The sequence below is a fragment of the Arthrospira sp. PCC 9901 genome, assembly GCF_059013425.1.
Genome location: NZ_CP102296.1, coordinates 5,401,749 through 5,419,658, shown reverse-complemented (window position 1 = coordinate 5,419,658; position 17,910 = coordinate 5,401,749). Strand labels below are relative to the sequence as shown.

Below are 17,910 nucleotides of genomic sequence, written 5' to 3'. Positions count from 1 at the left end.
ACTACCCCTAGACTCATCTCCGCCATTCTCGCGCTATGCAACCATCCCCATGGAGAATAGCAACAATTAACGGAAATTAGATCAAGTCTGTGGTAAATAGCTATTAATCTTGATAAAATTTGAGCGGGAGGCATTGTCGGGACTTTTCCCATAATCTCTGGCTCTGTACCCCAGGCGCAAAGCCTACCGACCTAAACAATTAATCGCGATCGCAATGGATGAAAATCTTCAGCAAGCCTACTACGAAATTGTTTACAGTTTGCTTGTCTACTCTCCAGAGAAATCTCTGCAAGTCCTCCAAGCCAATATGGCTGTAATTGACGAGGATTTTGTGCCATTTGTACAGGAAGTTTGCCAAGTTCTGGCAGATCGCAATTGTGAAGAAGATGCCCAACGATTAACAGAAATAGCCACTAAAATTCAAGAGTTTGGCAATGTCTCCACCCTCATTCAGCAGAAAATGCCAGCGCCTCCACCCCAGGAAGTAGCTAAACCTGTACCAGCAGTCGCCAGCACAGCATCCCCCCAAGTTTCTGAACAACCAAAAGCCGAATTACCCGCCCTAACTCCTGAACAAATTACAGCTAAACAATCCCAAGCTGAGGAACTTTTCAAACAGGGAGTTCAACAGTTCCAAAATAATGACTTCCAAGCAGCGTTTAAATCTTGGCAAGAAGCCCTAATTCTTTATCAGCAAGTCAATAACCATCGTGGGGCGATTAATTGTTTAGGTAAATTAGGTAATATCTATCATTCTTTAGGGCAATATGAACAAGCTATATCCGCCCATCAACAGTGTTTAGCTGTAGCCAGAAAAACTCAATATCCCCAGGGAGAAGCCAACGCCTACAGCAGTCTCGCCCATGTTTGCTATGCTATTGGTCAACATGATCAAGCCTTGTTTGGCTATCAGCAGGCTTTAGAAATAACCCAAAAAATTAACTATCGTTTCGGCGAGGTAAATGTGCTGGGTTCTTTGGGTCAATTATACTCAACTTTAGGGCGCTACGAAGAAGCGATCGCCCATACCAAACAAGCCGCCGAAAAAGCCGAGGAACTAGGTTATAAATTCGGAGAAACCAGCTTTTTAGCTAGTTTGGGGAGTGCATATACTGCCATAAAACAGTATGATAACGCCACCGCAACCCACCATCAAGCCCTCAAAATTGCCCGCAGTATTAATTATAGTTTTGGGGTGGCGAATAGTCTGAGTAATATCGGGATGACCTATCAAATTAAAGGAGATTTAGAGCAGGCGATCGCCTACCATAAACAGCATCTAGAGTTAACCCAAAAAATTCAGTCAACCCAAGGACAAATAATCGCTTTACTCAATTTAGGCGACACCTATTATCGCCAAGGAGAAGGACAGAATGCCATTGACAACTATCAACAAGCCTTAGCGATCGCCAGAGAAACCGGAGATTTGCGCCAAGAAGTCAAAGCACTTAATAATTTAGGTCAGACATACCAAGCTATTAAAGACTTTGATAATGCGATTCAAGCCTTTGAACAAAGTTTAGAAAAAACCACCCCCTTGACCCTTCCTATGCACTGTTTACTAGCAGCCAGACATCTGGGGGATATCGGATTTTCGCAGCAAAACTGGTCCTTGGCTATAGCAGGTTATAGTCGCGCTATTGAAACTGTAGAAACCAGTTACACAAATATTATTCCCACCACTCATCGCCAGGAAGTTACTAGGGAAGTCGCCGGGTTATATAGTCGCATGGTGCAGACCTGTATTAATGCTGATCAGCAACAGTTAGCTTTTGAATATGGGGAACGTTTCCGCATTCAACATTTAGTCCGCTTGCTGTCCAATAATTATGCCGGAATAGATCAACAATTAACCGAACTTGTCGAAAAATATCAACGGCTTCATCAGCAAATTGACACTCTCCATTTTCGCCGTCAGTCTGATGAAATGAAACAGTTTGCAGCAGCAGGAATTAGGATGAATAGTATTGCTATATTCCGGGCGGAAACAGCTACACTCAATGGTTTGGATACTCAAACTGACCAATTGATTAATCAGATACGCTCCCTAGACCCCTTCCTGGCTGGTCTGCTGCGAGTTGAACCGTGGAGTCAAGAAATCCTACAGAATTTCATACATTCTCGAACGGCTTTATTGAGTTTCTATACATCCGACAAATGTGCCTATATTTTTATAGTAAAACAGGGAAGTAATGATGATGCTTGGTCATCGACAAACACCCTAGAGATTGCCCTGCATATATGTCCTGATCAATCAGGGGAAAACTTAGAAACTTGGTTGACTAATTACTGGCTAAAATTGGATATAGACAGCCCAACAAATAGCCGCGATCGCATGAAAGGGATGTTAGCAGAATTGGCTCAACGTCTGGATATTGACCGCCTAATTAGTGAACATCTTGTGGAAGTTGACGAACTGCTAATTATTCCGAATTTAGTCTTACATCGCTGTTCCTTTGTGGCTTTACCAATTGCTGGCGGCGAGGAATTTTTAGGCGATCGCTTCCGGGTCAGAATCGCCCCCAGTAGCCATATTCTCAATTTATCCAGTCAAGTTAGAGAAACCCGCCAGTCTCAGCCTCATTCTCAGATAACAGCATTAAACACCTCAACCCCATGGGGATTAATTGGCAATTCTCAACCTACCTCACTACTAGCAACTTATGAATGTGCAGCCTTAGCCCAACGCTATTCTATCCCCTCAGAACAGTTGCTAAATGACCAGATTAATCTCAATCAGTATCAAAAGTTACTGAAATCTGCCCAGGTTTTATATATCGGAAATCCCATTACCTTTAATATCGACAATCCCCTATCTTCTCAACTCAATTTAGGCACAGAATCCATATCTCTCCAAGACTTGTTCAATATGCGATCGCCCCAACTCCTAGAAGTATTCATTTCCCGCTGTCGGACCTGTACAACAGCTTCCGACCCAAACCGCAACCCTTCCCCAATAGATCAACAATTCATCAACTTTAGTAGTGCCTTTTTGGGTATGGGAGCCACAACAGTTATTTATCCCCTATGGTCAGCCGGAGAAATTCCCACCACCCTCTTTAGCCAATTCTACTATCAATATCGTCAAGAATTAAGCCCCCTAGAAGCCCTCAAACAGGCTCAAATTAGACTCAGAAGTTTAACCAAAACCGAGTTAATGGCAACTTACCAGCCCGAATTAGAGAGCTATTTTGAACAGATAACATCTCAGGAAAACCTCAAACAAATTAATGACCAAAAAACCATTTTAGCCAGCTTCAACTTACAAGATTTTCCTTTTGCTAACCCCTACTACTGGGCTGCATTTACCTTAGCTGGGTTGGGGTAATATAAATACCTAATTATAAGATATAGCCGACCTTCCCTGAAACCCTCCTCTAATTCAGCTATCTAGCCGACTTTACCGACACAGGACACAATCAAGATTCTTTTGATCCTCATCCGGACTGAGAATCAACCCATAGAAAAATGAATTATAGCACTTGGATTAGGGGAGACCGATAATGCACGATATTAATCCCACAGTTAACTTCAGCGCCACCGGGATGGCGGCCGAGATTTCCTCAGAGGATATGCGATCGCTTTTATATAAGATTGAAGCAGAACTTCACAAAAGCGAGGTTTATCAGATTGCTCTGCAAAGCCTCCAAAAAATGTTAGGGGAAGCCGCCACTAAAGCTGAAATAGTCATCAAAGCAGTTGGTAGAGAGGCGATCCAGCTTTCTGTTAAACAGTTAATCCGACAGCAGAGAATGATGTTGGTCAGTGCTGATCAAACCGTCATTGTTCCACCCCCACAGCCGAGCGTCCATTCTCCAACACCTGAGACCACATCTGAAACCCCCTCATCCCCATCAACCGTAGAAGTATCTACTAAAAAACCCAAACCGCCAACAGATAATTCTCCCTTATCCTCACCAGAGGATCACGACAACTCCCATAGCCAATTAAAAACCCCTCAAAAACATTCCACCCCCAAACCTAAGACCACCACAGCCAAGAAGAAAAAACCCAAAAAACTCACCCCCGCACAACAGGCCGAAAAATCCCAAAAAAGGCGGGAAGTTTGCCTGTGTCAAATCGGCAAAAAATTACAAAAAACTCGCGCCGAGCATGGCATCACCTTACAGGAAGTTCATCATCATACTCTCATCCCAGTTAAAGTTATACAAGCGATCGAAAAAGGTCAAATCGATCGCCTACCCGAAGATATCTATTTGAGGGGGTTTATATGTCGTTTAGGTAATGCTCTCGGACTGAACGGCAGTGCTTTAGCCGGATTCCTACCCACTCCCAGTCCTGACCCTACCCTAGTTCGTTCTTGGTCAAAAATTGAATTAGACTCTAGGTTTTATCTGAATTCGGTTCACCTATATTTAGGTTATACTGCCATTTTAGCAGCTTCCCTCGGTGGCATTGCTTGGATAGCTGATCAACCCCTCCCAGAAACTGAATTACCGCCGGATCTACCTGAGACTAAACCCGATAGTAAATCTGAATCCGAAGCCAAATCCGCCGTACCAGGTTTAAAAAACCATCAGCAAGGCATTATTTTAGGAGCAGATATTGCCCCACCAGAAAGAATCTCCCCAGAATTAATCCCACAGGAATTAATTAGCATGGAGTTAAGCAACTTTATGAATAACCCCTAACGGTTGTAATAAGAGTGACTTTTACGCAAATATTTATATTGATCAGGGTCTTTAGATCCCTTCGTCACGGGATGAGTAGCTGTCGTCGCAGTTTTGTGTTCCTCCTCATCCCTTACCAAGGGAGTCGAACTTCTCAACAAATCCCGTTGAACAGCAACCAAAGCCTGACGCACTGCTATTTTCACCTGCTCATAACAGTCCTCAGTCCCCCGCCGCTTTTGATGTAGCCATCCTTCTCTACTACAAGCATACAGAGGTGGTAAACGGTTTAAAGCATAGGTTTCTACCTCCACCCGTTTAATATATTGAGTTAGCCGAGGAGACATAGAAACTAACTGTCGTCGGACTTCCTCAGACACCAGATCTTCCATAACATTATGGTATTTTCTGGATTTAATGGTTTCCATAATCTCAATCCCCCAAAATCTACAAAAACCCGGATTAGCCATAACTCCACCGGGCTGAATATTTTTTAAATAAGCAAAGTCGCCTATTCAATACTTTCAGAGTCTATTATTAACTATTACAGCACTTTGATCGCGAAACGTCCAGATCCTGAATAGTCCTATTTTAACACTAAATCTGTTAAGTCCTCCAGGGTTTGCAGTTCACTATCCCCCGCCAAATAGCCAATACCTCGGTGTAAATGTAGGCGAAATTGTTGTTCGAGGGTTTCCGGCGAAGTTCCCAAGCCATCCTCATAACAGCGTTGCTTGAGAGCAATTGTTAAAATATTAGACATATCACCCGCAAACACCCGCCAGGTTAGTTCCACATTACTATAATTAGCGATCGGCACCGGAGAAGGAGGGCTCGACTCCCCCAGAGAACGACAGAAACCCCAGCGACATAAAATATTCCATTGGTCAATTTTAGTGATTCGTTTGAGTTTAATCAATTGGTCTTTAGCCGTTTCCGATAGGCGAAAACGCTCAACTGGTGGTTCCATAATCTCAGTAACTCTCTAACAGTTTCTGTTAAAATTTATACATCATTTCTGATGCAACCTACAGTATTGCTACCAAATAAATTCGCCTTTTCAAGTTTAGCATTGGTTAAATCAGCCCCACTTAAATTAGCATGACGAATTAAAGTAAAACTCAAATCAGCACCAGTAAATTTAGCATTACTTAAATCAGCGCGAGTCAAATCAGCACCCTTTAAATTACTCTGACTTAGATTAGCGCCCTGTAAGCAAGCACTGCGTAAACGACTTTGGCTGAGGTCAACTCTGATTAACTGAGTATCCCGTAAATCGCTACGGTTTAAATTCACTCGTCTCAGGTTCGCTCCATTAAAATTACCTTCTGTAATATTAGCTTGATAAAAGTTGGCTCTGTGTAAGTTAGCACCCTTGAAATTAGCACCCTGTAAGTCTGCACCCCTGAGATCAGCACCTTCTAAATGTGCGCCTTCTAAATTACCGCCTCGTAGGTTCGCATTGCGTAAATTAACTCCCCGTAGATTAGCATGAGCTAAATTAGCCTGGTTTAACTTAGCTGATTCTAAATTCCCATTACTTAGATCGGCACCCTGTAGGTCACAGCCTTCTAAACTGGCTGCCATAAAATTAGCCTTAATTAAACAAGCCGATCGCAAATTCGCTCGTTGTAACTGAGCAGTTGTTAGACTCGCATAACTCAGATTCACATCTTCAAGATCCGCACGTCTTAGGTCTGTTTTTACCAAACTCGCCTCTTGCATATTAGCTCCCTTCAGATTAGCAACAGCTAATTTAGAACCGTTGAGAATAGCATGGCTCAGGTTCGCTTTGGCTAAATTTACCAGTCGCAAATCTAGTTGAATTAAACTCATTCCTTTGAGGTTTTTTTCGCGCATATCTGCACCTTTAAAATCTATGGCTTTGAGGTTCACCCCTTTCAAGTTTTTCTGGCGCAGGTCTTGTCCTTGGAACTGAGAAAATAGCCGAGATGTTTCTAGATCGGTCGGGGCTGGTAATGTGCCATCATCAGATTTAATCGAGACTAAATTATACTGTATATTTTCGGTGAACAAAGTAGATACTAAGTTGAAAACCTCTAAAAAATGGATGACAATTTTACATTGCTGTTCATCGGAATTTTGATAATAATTAATAATCCGAGAAATACACAAATCCAGATGCTCTCGACTGTTGGCAGAAATTAAAACTACTTTCATTAAAATAATTGCTAATGTCAAATGAGTGGCGTGCTTCATTGACAAAGTGAAATTAGGGGAAGGATTACCATTACTCCCAATTGTCAAAAATTCCAGTGTCTGATTACAAACTATCTGGATCATATTGCCATTAATCTGACGATCGCTCCATTGGTTGCCTAAATCATTTAGCATTTTATCTAGGCGGGAACTAATCACATTAAAGGGATGTTTGGAGTCAAAATTTAAAATCAAATAATCATAAAACTTATGTTTAAATTCTCGGTATTTTAAGGCTTCTACCTCTTGTAAAAATTGGTCGGCTTTGATTTTGCTTTTCGAGACACTTTGAGTAGAAATTGCCTTTTTAATTAAAGTAATAACTTCCGAACCAAGATGGGTAGGATTTTTTAAATCATTCTGGGGATAATTGGAAGACTCAGAACGGGATAAATACATAGCTAATTCAAACTTGTATATGTCCCGGAGTTTTTGTGATAAATTTCTCGCTACTTCTCGATGTTCCCAAGAGTTTTCAGGGTTAGCATATTGAGAAACTAATAAATAGGTTTTATAGCGATCGCTCCAATTCTGACTAACCGTTACCTGGGTGACAGCCTTAATATCTTGATAATCAGAACTATTTAAAAATTGAATTAACCAATTATGTAAACAAATATGTTCTTCATCACCCCCAAACTCCTGCTCTCTAACTTCATTCAGCTTGGTAATTAGTTTTTGTACACACTCAGAATATCTCCCTACATACCAGTTATTGATTAAAATATAACAAGTGCGCTTGATTAATTCTTGAAATTTTTGCTGTTGATTTTTAGCAATCAGATACTGAAAACTTTGTTTAATTTCCCTGTCAATCGGGCCAGCAAATTTCAGAAATAGTGCTTCAAATTTAGCCAAAACTTCATCGGGTTTTTCCTGTTTTACCCTCTCGATAAAATACTGATAAATTTTCTCCTGCACTATCTCAGTGTCGGACTGAGTATAATGGAATGCCGAGGATTGTTCCCTCTGGTCATAAGTTCCACTAGGTTTCTCCAAACTTGCCATTGATAGACCCCTTTAATTGCCCTATATTTCGGATAACTGACCTAAATCAACACTCCCACAAATATCTAGCCTTTGTGATTAAGGTTGTTTAGTCTAATTGCAGGTGTGAAGTCACTGTAAAAATCTGATCAAATTCGGGGATTTCCTCAGCCACAGCCAGCAGTTACCTAGCAGTTATACCATTGGCAAAATACCTAGGCAGGGGTTAGGCTGGCTGTGTCTATGGTATGGAAAACATGAACTAACTTGATATTCCTCAACATGAAGCCTAAGAACGCAGCCGACGAGCGATCGGTTCCAAATTAGGATCAGTGCGAGCCTCTTTCCCATATCGGGGATTTAAGTTAATAGCCTGTTCCAGATGTTCAGTCGCCAAATCAACCTGACTATTTATGGCATAAGCCATAGCCAAATTATAGCAAGCATCAGCATAATCTGGTTGCATCTCTAAGGCACGTTTAAAGCTATCTATCGCGATCGCATCTTGCTCCAATTTTAGCAAAGTATAACCCCGATAATTCCAGGCTTTGGCCAAACTCGGATCACAGTGGGTCGCCACATCAAAAGACTTAACCGCCTCCTCATAACGTTCTAACACATCCAAAGCCATACCCCGATTTAACCAAGCCACCCCATCATCTTGATGCACCTTCACCGCTCGGTCGAAAGACTCAAACGCTTCCTCATGGCGCTGTAACTTTCCAAGAGCCACGCCACGATCGACCCAAGCCTGATGGTAATCCGGCTTCAATTCTAAAGCTCGTTCATAGCAAGCGATCGCCTCCTCTAACCGTCTCAAACGGCTTAAAGTCATACCCTGATTTAACCAAGCTCGATAATCATCAGGTTTCCGCGTCACCACCTGATTAAACATTTCTAAAGCCGCCTCAAACTGACCCTTAGCAAAATAGGAATTACCCTGATGCACATAATCTTCCGCAGTCATAAACATTTCAGGATTTGCCGCCTTAATCTTAGCTAGATCCTCATTAACCGTTGCTAACTTATGCAAAATTTCTGACAAAGCAGACTCAGCGATAAAAGTCGGCGAAATCTCAGCCAAATCCTGCAAAATGCGCTGTTTCTCAGTAGTCGCAGACTCTTGCAGCATCACCAATTTCGCCAAGATTTCATCCTTTTGATTCTGTGCTTCCGAATAAACCGTTCCCAACTGTTTAATAATCCGCTGTTTCTCTCCTTCCGCATCAGACTGCATCACCTCTAACTGTTCAGATAATGTACTTTCAAACTTATCTAATTTCTGGAAAGTACCATCTTTGCGATCGCGAATTTCCGTTTTTAAACCATTCAACTGATTTCCCACATCAGTTTGCAACATTTCCAACTCTTGTAAAACCCGCTGTTTCTGACCTTGGATTCCCGTTTGCGCCTCCGTCACCTGAGCGACAAACTCACTTTCCAATTGTTTAAGAGACTGAAACTTATCCCGAATCCGATCTTGAATTTTCAACTGAGCATCAGCAATTTGAGTCGCCAGAGTCTCCCCTAACCTCTCCAAATCTGATAAAGCAACTTCCACCTTCTTCTGAGCTTCCAATTCCGCTTGCTCACGAATATTTGACAATTGAGGCGAAAACTCCGCCGCCATTTGGCTGATATTTTCCAACACTAAATCTCGTTGTTTTCTCACTTCCTGTTGCCACTGTGCCAGTTGAGTAGAAAACTCCCTTTCTGCACCCTTTAACAGAGACAATACCGCTTGTTTTTGTTCATTAACATCATCTGGCACCGTCGAAATATCCCGCGTTGATACTTCCCCAAGCTGTTTCAAATTATCAACAATTAACTTTTGTTCCTGTTTGGTCTGATCTTGCAATTGTGCTAATTCTGTAGAAAATTGACCAGCCGACTCTTGCAACTGCTCCCACAATACCTCTCGCCGATTTCCCAAATCATTATGAACCTGAGAAAATTCATTTTCCAGAGTATCCACCAACCTCTGTAAATCCTGTTGAGCCAACTCTCCCCGTTCATCCACCTGTTGTTTCAGTTCTCCCATACGAGCTGTTAATTCCCGTTGTAAATGTTCTCGGGTTTCCCGTAGTTCCTGAATCTGCTCTTCAAACTTTAATAGCGCCTGTTCCCGGGACTGAACGAACTCCGATTGCATAGCGTTCATTTCTTCTCGCCGAGTTCCCAGATCTTGCTCAAAACCCTCAGCTTGCTGATTCAATTTACCAGCCAACACCTGGGTACTTTTCATCAAAGTTTGTACCTGTTCATTCCCGCTGGTGATTTTATTTTCCAAGTCCCCCAGTTCGTTTAGATGGGTTTCCACAATTCCAGTAACTTCATGAATTACCGATCGCCGTAAAATCCACAAAGCAGCGATCGCCGCCGCCAACAGCAAAGCCAACAACAACAGCAGCAAATTAAACAAAGCCATTGTCCGGCTAAAAATTTGGTTCGCTTCCGCCTGTACCGCCTCCTGTAGTCGCAGTTCATTCTGTAATCGTTCCACCTCCGCCGGACTGACCTCGACGGGGTTAGACTGACTACGGGCTACATCAACCGACAGCACAAAGGCTGAGATCATAATACTACTTACGGACATTAATGCTAAAACGGCTGGATTCTGGCGCTGCATTACAATTCCTTCCTTAAAATCAGAGTCAGTCGAGAACAGCCGGAACTGCCCTGCTTGTATCTTAAATTATCATTCTACTCTATCGCGATTTTGCCACAGCCTGCCTCATTCTGCCAGAGATGGCTTGGGAAAATACCAGCCACATGGTATAGTGGCGATCGCGCGGTCAATTTTTGCACCACCATGACACCATTATCCCCAATCCCATTGCACCAGCAGTCTCTGTCCCTTGACCATCAGACCCTCACTCAGGTTTTGGTTCAGACTCCAAACCTCTTGATTATTCAGGATTTGGATGGGGTTTGTATGGGATTGGTCAAAGATCCCCTTCAGCGCCAGATTAGTTTAGATTATGTGCGCGCCGCTTCCCTTTTAGATGGTCATTTTTACGTTTTGACCAATGGAGAACACATCGGCACTCGTGGCGTAAATGGTATCATTGAACGAGCCATCGGTGATCCCAACTTAGTAGCCACACAAGGGCTTTATCTTCCCGGTTTAGCTGGGGGCGGCGTGCAATGGCAAAATCGCCAAGGACAAGTATATCATCCTGGGGTTACTGATGCTGAGTTGGAATTTTTGGCGATCGTTCCCCGTGAAATTCGCGCCCGACTACAAAGATTTTGTCAGACACATCAGGATATTTTGTCCCCTGAAGATATAGAAAAATGTATTGATGCTTCCGTTTTGGATAATCAAGCATCACCAACCGCTAACTTAAACTCATTTTACGATCGCCTCCATAATCACCATCAAGTCTATGCCGACTTACAACAGGACATTCATCAGTTAATGATGGATTTACTAGAAAAAGCCAGGGCGCAAGGCTTAGAAGACTCATTTTTTGTTCACTATGCCCCCAATTTAGGCCGAGATGCACAGGGTACAGAAATTCTACGTCCCGCGCGGTTAGGAGACTCTGGTACTACCGATTTTCAGTTTATGATTAGGGGTGCAATTAAGGAAGCCGGGGTCTTAGCGTTGTTGAATCGTTACTATTTTCAACGCACCGGAAGTTATCCCCTCGGCGCAGATTTTCATGTCCGCCAGTGTCCACAGGCGATCGCGGATTTATTAGAGTTAGTCAAAGCTAATTTTGACCCCCAACAAATGCCTTTAATCGTCGGCGTAGGTGATACCGTAAATAGCCAATTTCAACAAGTAGATTGTCAATTAGAAATCCGGCGTGGTGGTAGCGATCGCAACTTTTTATTATTAATTCAGGAAATCGGCAAAGCATTCCATACCGGAAATATTATTATCTATGTAGATAGTTCCCAGGGAGAAGTAAAAAATCGCCAGCCTCTTAAATTAGGAACCAATGAGGATGGAATACTAGAAGTAGTTGCTGGACCCGGCGACCCCCTAGACACAGAAGATCCCCTCACCCTCAATGTCGCATTTCCTCAAGGACATCTCCAATATATTGACTTTTTCCAAAAAGTCGCCCAAGGTAGATCCAATTAATAGATCAGCCGCATCAACCGTTAACCTGTCCCGTTTCCACATCAAAACAGCTTAGAATTCTCCCAAATAATCATCGCCAACCCCGGAGAACGCTCATTGGCTTTCACCTATCCTAACTTGGGAAGTTGACTCCTTAATTCATTGACTGGGAAGCCTTGAGGATAAGTCGCTGATTGCTTTCCGTTTTTAGACTTTAACCTGGGATGGCGTGCTATTCCAGAAAAAAGTTACTGAAGGTCTTATCTAAATGCTTCAAACACTGTTGTTGGCGTAGCCTTCCCAAGGAAACGACTTGACTGGCTACCTCAGTCAACCAGGGGAGTTCTTTCTGTGAACTAGGAAGTTGGTTAGCGGATTTGGTGTAAGATAGTCCTGAAACCTTGCCTTGTCCACCGAACCCTTACATATAGATATACTAACCAAGTTAACCGATATGTATAGCAGCACCTAGTCCAGTCTTCACAAAAGACTAGACTCGGAGGCAAAAACATACTACAATCCACATCGGTTCACGAGGATTGACTCAAACCAGAAAACTGGTTATAACTTCCAGTAAAATTTGGTGCTTGAGAAAAAAATATGGCCAACTGCTAGGGGGTCATCTTAGCAACCGCTTTCTCGTATTCCAATCAACCGAGTTAGGCAGTGCTGTTGGTGCATAGTCTAAACTATAGCCTCTGGCAGGTTGTATCCTATCAACATAGCCAAGATAGCCTTGAACAAAGAATTAATTAAATTGGGGACGTAAACACCAGTGGGCTTTTTTAATCGCTTTTCCTTATCACGGGACATGGGCATAGACCTAGGAACCGCCAACACCCTCATTTATGTATCAGGAAAGGGAATAGTTCTGCAAAAACCATCCGTAGTTGCCATTAACCAAGACGACAAAACACCATTAGCAGTAGGAGAATCGGCCAAAAAAATGTTAGGTCGCACCCCTAAAAACGTCCGTGTTGTGCGTCCTCTGCGTAATGGGGTGGTTGCAGATGTAGAAGCAGCAGAACAGATGCTGAGACTATTTATCCGGGAAGTTAATGACGGAAAAAAACCTCTTTTTGCTCCTCGGATTATAATTGGTGTTCCTAGTGGTGTGACTGGGTTAGAACGACGGGCCGTAATTGAAGCCGCAACCCAAGCCGGAGCCGGAGATGTCAAACTGCTGGATCAATCGATCGCTGCAGCTATTGGCGCTGGTCTTCCCGTGGTAGACCCCACAGGAAATATGATTGTTGATATTGGTGGCGGAACCACAGAAGTAGCTGTACTCAGCTTAGAAGGAAACGTCCTGAGTGAGTCCCTCAGAGTCGCCGGGGATGACCTAAACGAGGCGATCATCCAATATATGAAAAAAGTCCATAATTTAGTAATCGGGGATCAAACCGCCGAAGAGATTAAAATAAATCTAGGTTCAGCTTATCCTATTGATGGCGAAGAACAATCTATTATGGAAGTTAGGGGGATTCATTTGCTCTCAGGATTACCTAGGACTGTCACCATTAAAGCCGCAGAAATCCGCGAGAGTATGCTAGAACCACTATCAGACATTATTACAGCCATTAAACGCACCCTAGAGCGAACCCCCCCAGAACTAGCGGCCGATATTATAGATCGAGGAATTATGTTAACCGGGGGAGGAGCTTTGATGAGAGGCTTAGATGCTCTGATTAGTCACGAAACTGGTATTGTCACCCATGTGGCTACAGATCCCCTTTCCTGTGTAGTATTGGGAACTGGACGGGTTTTAGAGAATATGGAACAGTTTGAACGGGTATTTACACGAGAATCACAAAATCCGTAGCTGTTTTGTTGAATGATTTTTGTAGGCTGCTGCGGAGCAAGAATTTAATCCAAGATTTGCTTGAAATCTTAGGACAATAAGGTACAATACCCAAAAAGATTCGCAACTCAATAATGAATATACGGTCAAACCCCAGACCATGCCAAATTTCCCTGACGACATACTCATAAAGTCGGATTCATGGTACAATCAAATCATGCCTTACAAAGCTTTCCGGACAAAACTAAAACTCAATGACCGTCATCGCACCTTGATGGCCAAACACGCGGGGTATGCTCGATTTGTGTTCAATTGGGGATTACACTTATGGATGTCAGCTTATGAAGAGGGACTCAAGCCTAACGTCAACTCCATCAAAAAGGTTTTTACTCATTATGTAAAACCTCAATATCCTTGGATGTCCGAATTGTCTTCTAAAGTTTATCAATATGCCTTCATTAATCTAGGGGATGCCTTTAAGCGATTCTTCAAAGGAATAAGCAGTTATCCTAAATTTAAGAAGAAAGGCCACCATGATAGTTTTACGCTTGACAATTCTGGAAAGCCATTCAATCTGTCAGGAACTCGCCATAAGCTGCCTTTTGTGGGCTGGGTTTCTACATTTGAGGCTCTACCACCCAGTCTAGTTAAGAAAGTCACTATAGCGCGCCAAGCAGGTGACTGGTATATGAGCTTTTTTGTAGAAACCACACCAGAAATCACACCGAAATATCGAGAGAGAATCGGGGTAGACCTAGGAATTAACAATTTGGCGACTTGCTCCGATGGGACCCAATTCTCTAATCCCAAGGCTTATAAAGCAGCCACCAAAAAACTAGCTCGATTACAACGTCATTTAAGTCGCAAAGTCAAAGGCTCGAAAAATCGAGCCAAATGTCTCTTAAAAGTTCAAAAGCTACATCAAAGAGTAGCAAACATTCGGCGGGACACCATTCATAAAATCACTACTTTTTTGGCTAAAAACCACAGCCAAGTAGTCATTGAAGATTTGAATGTGTCAGGTATGCTGAAAAATCATGGTTTGGCGGGTTCTATCGCTGATGCTTCATTTTATGAGTTCCGTCGTCAACTAGGTTACAAGGCAGAACGTTATGGTTCAAAGTTGATTATTGCCGATAGATTTTATCCATCCAGTCAACTGTGTTCTAATTGCGGTTATCGTCAAAAAATGCCCCTAGTCCGTCGGACTTTTGAATGTCCAAACTGTGGCCTGAAGATTGATAGAGATTTGAACGCCAGTATAAATTTAGAAAAATCGCTTTCTTTCCGACGATTACACTTGTGGACGGGGTGCTGCCGACAGTCCCGGACGAAGCAAGAAATAAACATCAATATCCGGCTATATCCGGTTTTGTTTAAGTTTTATAGAGCAGCAGCAGGAATAGATGGGTACACGCACCTGGTGGAATCGATACGGTTCACAATTAGCACTGCTGAGTTTAGCAGTTTTCACAGCATTATGGGTAAGACAAACCCAAGGTGCCGCACTGTTTGAGGTTTATTATTGGATAACTCGCCCGTTTCAACTTCAATCTGAACAAAGATTGGAACAACAACAACAAGCTGAGTCCCTTAATCCTATTATCCAAGGACTTGAAGCTAGAGTTGAAGAATTGGAACAGCAAAACAAAAGGTTAGGAGAACTGGTGGACTATGTTTCTACTAGACCTAATTTTAAAGGTGTGGTGGCTCCGGTGATTGCTCGTAGTCCTGACCATTGGTGGCAACATATAACTTTGGGGCGGGGAAGTCAAGCGGGTATTAAAGAAAATGCCTTAGTTATGGGACCAGGTGGTTTAGTGGGACGCATTATTAGTGTCACCCCCAACACCAGTAAAGTTCTGCTGGTGACTGACCCTACCAGTCGTATTGGTGTGGCGGTGGCCCGCAGTCGCCAGATGGGTTATTTGCAGGGTCTCAATAACAATCAGGGAGTTCTGGCGTTTTTTAATACTGTTCCTGATGTTCAACCGGGAGATGTGGTGACAACTTCGGTATTTAGCCAAATCTTACCACCGGGTTGGCCAGTGGGTAAGGTGGTATCTGTCGATATTAATAAAGCCACAGGACCAGAGGCGGCGATCGCATTTTTTGCTCCCCTTGATTCCTTAGAGTGGGTGGTGGTTTACCAAAATGAGCAACAGTCTTCAGCCTTGAATAACCCATCACCCCCAGAGTAGGGGCGAGTTCAGATGATTGGTGAACCCCCCCATACAAATGATTTGGATAATCCAATTTTTAAGATTTAAATGTATATCACAACTGGCCAATTACTCAATGCTCTGATTAATGTGGGTTCTGCGATCGCCTGTATTTTATTGATGCTGGTTGAAGTCCCTGGTGTTGATATGTTTGGTATTGGTCCTAATTGGCCGGTCATCTGGTTAGTAGCTTGGAGTCTCAGGCGATCGCTTCCACAAGCTATTATTGCTGGTTTAGTTATGGGTTTCCTAAGTGATAGCATCAGCGCCCCACAGCCAAGCCATGCGGTTCCATTAGTCATTGCTGCTGTCATCACCTTCGTACTTTCTAAATTGGTGCTCAAGAATATCCAAGAAGATTTTATCTCCGTGGCTATGATTGTATTTGGCATGGCGATCATCGTCGAGATGATCAGAGCCTTACAATTTAGCCAATGGGGCTTAGGAACCATTACAAATGATTTGGCAGACATTTGGAGCGATCGCCAAAAAATTGCCATCAGTTCAGCCATACTCAGTAGTCTATTGGCTCCTGTAGTCTACTTTCCCCTCAGTCGTTGGTGGAAATTCCACCAAAAATATCATCAAATCCCATCTCTGAGAAACCGTTAAAGCTAATCCCCAATGCAGCAAGTCCTAATTGCCCAACTCAAACCAAACCCCTCTCGATCGCAATAAAAGCTATTTCGAGACAAGTTAGTTGGGCTGATTGCCGTAGGGGTCGATTCAGCAGTCGCATTTGTGGTGCGTCAGGTCAGATTTTTCTGGTATTAATTATTAGAAATTTTTCTGACGCACCCTACCATGAGGTCAAAGAGAAACAATCAGATAGCCATTTTGAAATTTAGCCCCAGTTACAGGTTGACCAGTCAGGGAAGGAGGTAGCAAAATATTACGGCGTTGATCTCCAGCCTCAATAGTCAGTTCAGGACCATATTGGGTGAGTTTGATCTGTTTTTTATCAAATCCTGGTAAAAATAGGGTGACATGACGGCGCGCGACATCAATAGAGATGGAACGCGGGGCGCTGGTTGCTTGGCTAAAGTCCGGTAGGGCTTTGATTAAAGTTTCCCAGTTGGAAGCAGCTTCTGGAATGGCTGTAACCGTCAGGGGGGCGAAGCTGTCAGCCAAATAGCTGGTTTGTTGGCTCCGGTTGAGGAGAATACCACCCACAGTTAAGCCTACCTGTTGAGCGCTTCCCCATAGGTAACTAGCCGTAGCCTGCGCCACTTCATCTTCCGTAGTCACCAGATAAGCACTAACTCGGTTAGGGTCTGATACTGCGGATTTTCCCTGTTCCAGAACATTGCTCATTTCTTTAGTAGGTCCGGCGAAGGTATCCCCAGAGATATCCACACTTAACACCGTACTAGCAATGGGTTGCACAAATGGAGATAGTGCTTTTCCTAAGTCCGAGTCCAGAAATACCTGCCGAAATCTTCGGATGTACCAACTGAGAATTTCTGGCATTCCCAGCATCCTTAATGTTTCCTGGCTGTTATTGCCATCATAGACGATCGCATCATAATCGCCACTATGATCATATTCTCTCAGGGCATTGAGGGCTAGGGCGCTATCCATTCCTGGTAATACCCCCAATTCCTGACCGTAGACGTTTTTAAAAAAGGGAGTGCGTAGGTATTGCGCCTCTAGTGTCTTGAGTTGTTCCCAACTGCTTTCGAGTAAAGCAGCGCACTGGAATTGTACTGCTTTTAGGTTAGTTTCTACAGGGGTGGGTGTCGTAGTCAAAGGAGTTCCCAGTAGCAGGGATGGTCCTGGCCCGCTGTCGGAGGTGGCCAGTAAAACCCTTTTACCTTGGGCGGCGAGTCCTTTAGCGGTGGCGATCGCCATTGTAGTTCTACCTGTACCACCCTTACCCAAAAATGTCAGAATCACAGCCATCAATGATTTCCTATATGGTTGGCGATCGCGCAGTCTAGGTAAAACCCCCCCATGAGAGGCGATATATGCTAC

At 43.3% G+C, this 17,910-nt stretch carries 11 protein-coding genes and 1 pseudogene; 7 read left to right on the top strand and 5 right to left on the bottom strand.

The features are described from left to right. Positions 1-214 precede the first annotated feature (214 nt). Both NLZ44_RS23950 and NLZ44_RS23945 read left to right on the top strand, forming a co-directional pair. On the top strand, positions 215-3,328 hold the full coding sequence (locus NLZ44_RS23950; RefSeq protein WP_493751403.1) for a CHAT domain-containing protein: 3,114 nt from the start codon (positions 215-217) through the stop codon (positions 3,326-3,328). A gap of 175 nt (positions 3,329-3,503) precedes the next feature. Next, positions 3,504-4,652: a helix-turn-helix domain-containing protein gene (locus tag NLZ44_RS23945; RefSeq protein WP_493751402.1), complete on the top strand. Its 1,149-nt coding sequence runs from the start codon at positions 3,504-3,506 to the stop codon at positions 4,650-4,652. Here NLZ44_RS23945 and NLZ44_RS23940 read toward each other — a convergent pair. From NLZ44_RS23940 to NLZ44_RS23925, 4 genes are all read right to left on the bottom strand, one after another. After that, positions 4,649-5,059 carry a late competence development ComFB family protein gene (locus NLZ44_RS23940; protein WP_493751401.1) on the bottom strand — a complete coding sequence of 137 codons (411 nt, stop codon included), beginning with the start codon at positions 5,057-5,059 and terminating at the stop codon, positions 4,649-4,651. The two genes, NLZ44_RS23945 and NLZ44_RS23940, sit on opposite strands and share 4 nt — an antisense overlap. A 158-nt stretch (positions 5,060-5,217) precedes the next feature. Beyond that, a complete protein-coding gene (gene dndE / locus NLZ44_RS23935; protein WP_006622224.1) occupies positions 5,218-5,601 on the bottom strand; it encodes a DNA sulfur modification protein DndE in 384 nt (127 codons plus the stop codon). 35 nt (positions 5,602-5,636) lie between these two features. After that, positions 5,637-7,859: a pentapeptide repeat-containing protein gene (locus NLZ44_RS23930; RefSeq protein ID WP_493751400.1), complete on the bottom strand. Its 2,223-nt coding sequence runs from the start codon at positions 7,857-7,859 to the stop codon at positions 5,637-5,639. Positions 7,860-8,127: 268 nt separating this feature from the next. After that, positions 8,128-10,467, bottom strand: coding sequence for a tetratricopeptide repeat protein (locus NLZ44_RS23925; RefSeq protein WP_493751399.1), 2,340 nt, complete (start codon positions 10,465-10,467; stop codon positions 8,128-8,130). A gap of 183 nt (positions 10,468-10,650) precedes the next feature. Here NLZ44_RS23925 and stpA point away from each other — a divergent pair, with 183 nt between their 5' ends. The 5 genes and pseudogenes from stpA (at position 10,651) to mreD (ending at position 16,548) form a co-directional block, all read left to right on the top strand. After that, entirely contained in the window at positions 10,651-11,934 is a 1,284-nt protein-coding gene (gene stpA / locus NLZ44_RS23920; protein ID WP_493751398.1) for a glucosylglycerol 3-phosphatase, read from the top strand. Positions 11,935-12,724: 790 nt separating this feature from the next. Next, entirely contained in the window at positions 12,725-13,735 is a 1,011-nt protein-coding gene (locus tag NLZ44_RS23915; protein ID WP_493753066.1) for a rod shape-determining protein, read from the top strand. Between the two features lie 196 nt (positions 13,736-13,931). Then, positions 13,932-15,060, top strand: a pseudogene (locus tag NLZ44_RS23910) (RNA-guided endonuclease InsQ/TnpB family protein). Between the two features lie 60 nt (positions 15,061-15,120). Next, positions 15,121-15,915: a rod shape-determining protein MreC gene (gene mreC, locus NLZ44_RS23905; protein ID WP_493751397.1), complete on the top strand. Its 795-nt coding sequence runs from the start codon at positions 15,121-15,123 to the stop codon at positions 15,913-15,915. Between the two features lie 69 nt (positions 15,916-15,984). Beyond that, positions 15,985-16,548: a rod shape-determining protein MreD gene (mreD, locus tag NLZ44_RS23900; protein WP_006622216.1), complete on the top strand. Its 564-nt coding sequence runs from the start codon at positions 15,985-15,987 to the stop codon at positions 16,546-16,548. Between the two features lie 198 nt (positions 16,549-16,746). On the opposite strand, the gene NLZ44_RS23895 is transcribed toward mreD, so the two are convergent. Continuing rightward, positions 16,747-17,838 (bottom strand): Get3/ArsA fold putative tail anchor-mediating ATPase NosAFP, encoded by a 1,092-nt coding sequence (locus NLZ44_RS23895; RefSeq protein ID WP_315663231.1) that lies wholly within the window; start codon positions 17,836-17,838, stop codon positions 16,747-16,749. Positions 17,839-17,910: the final 72 nt, after the last annotated feature.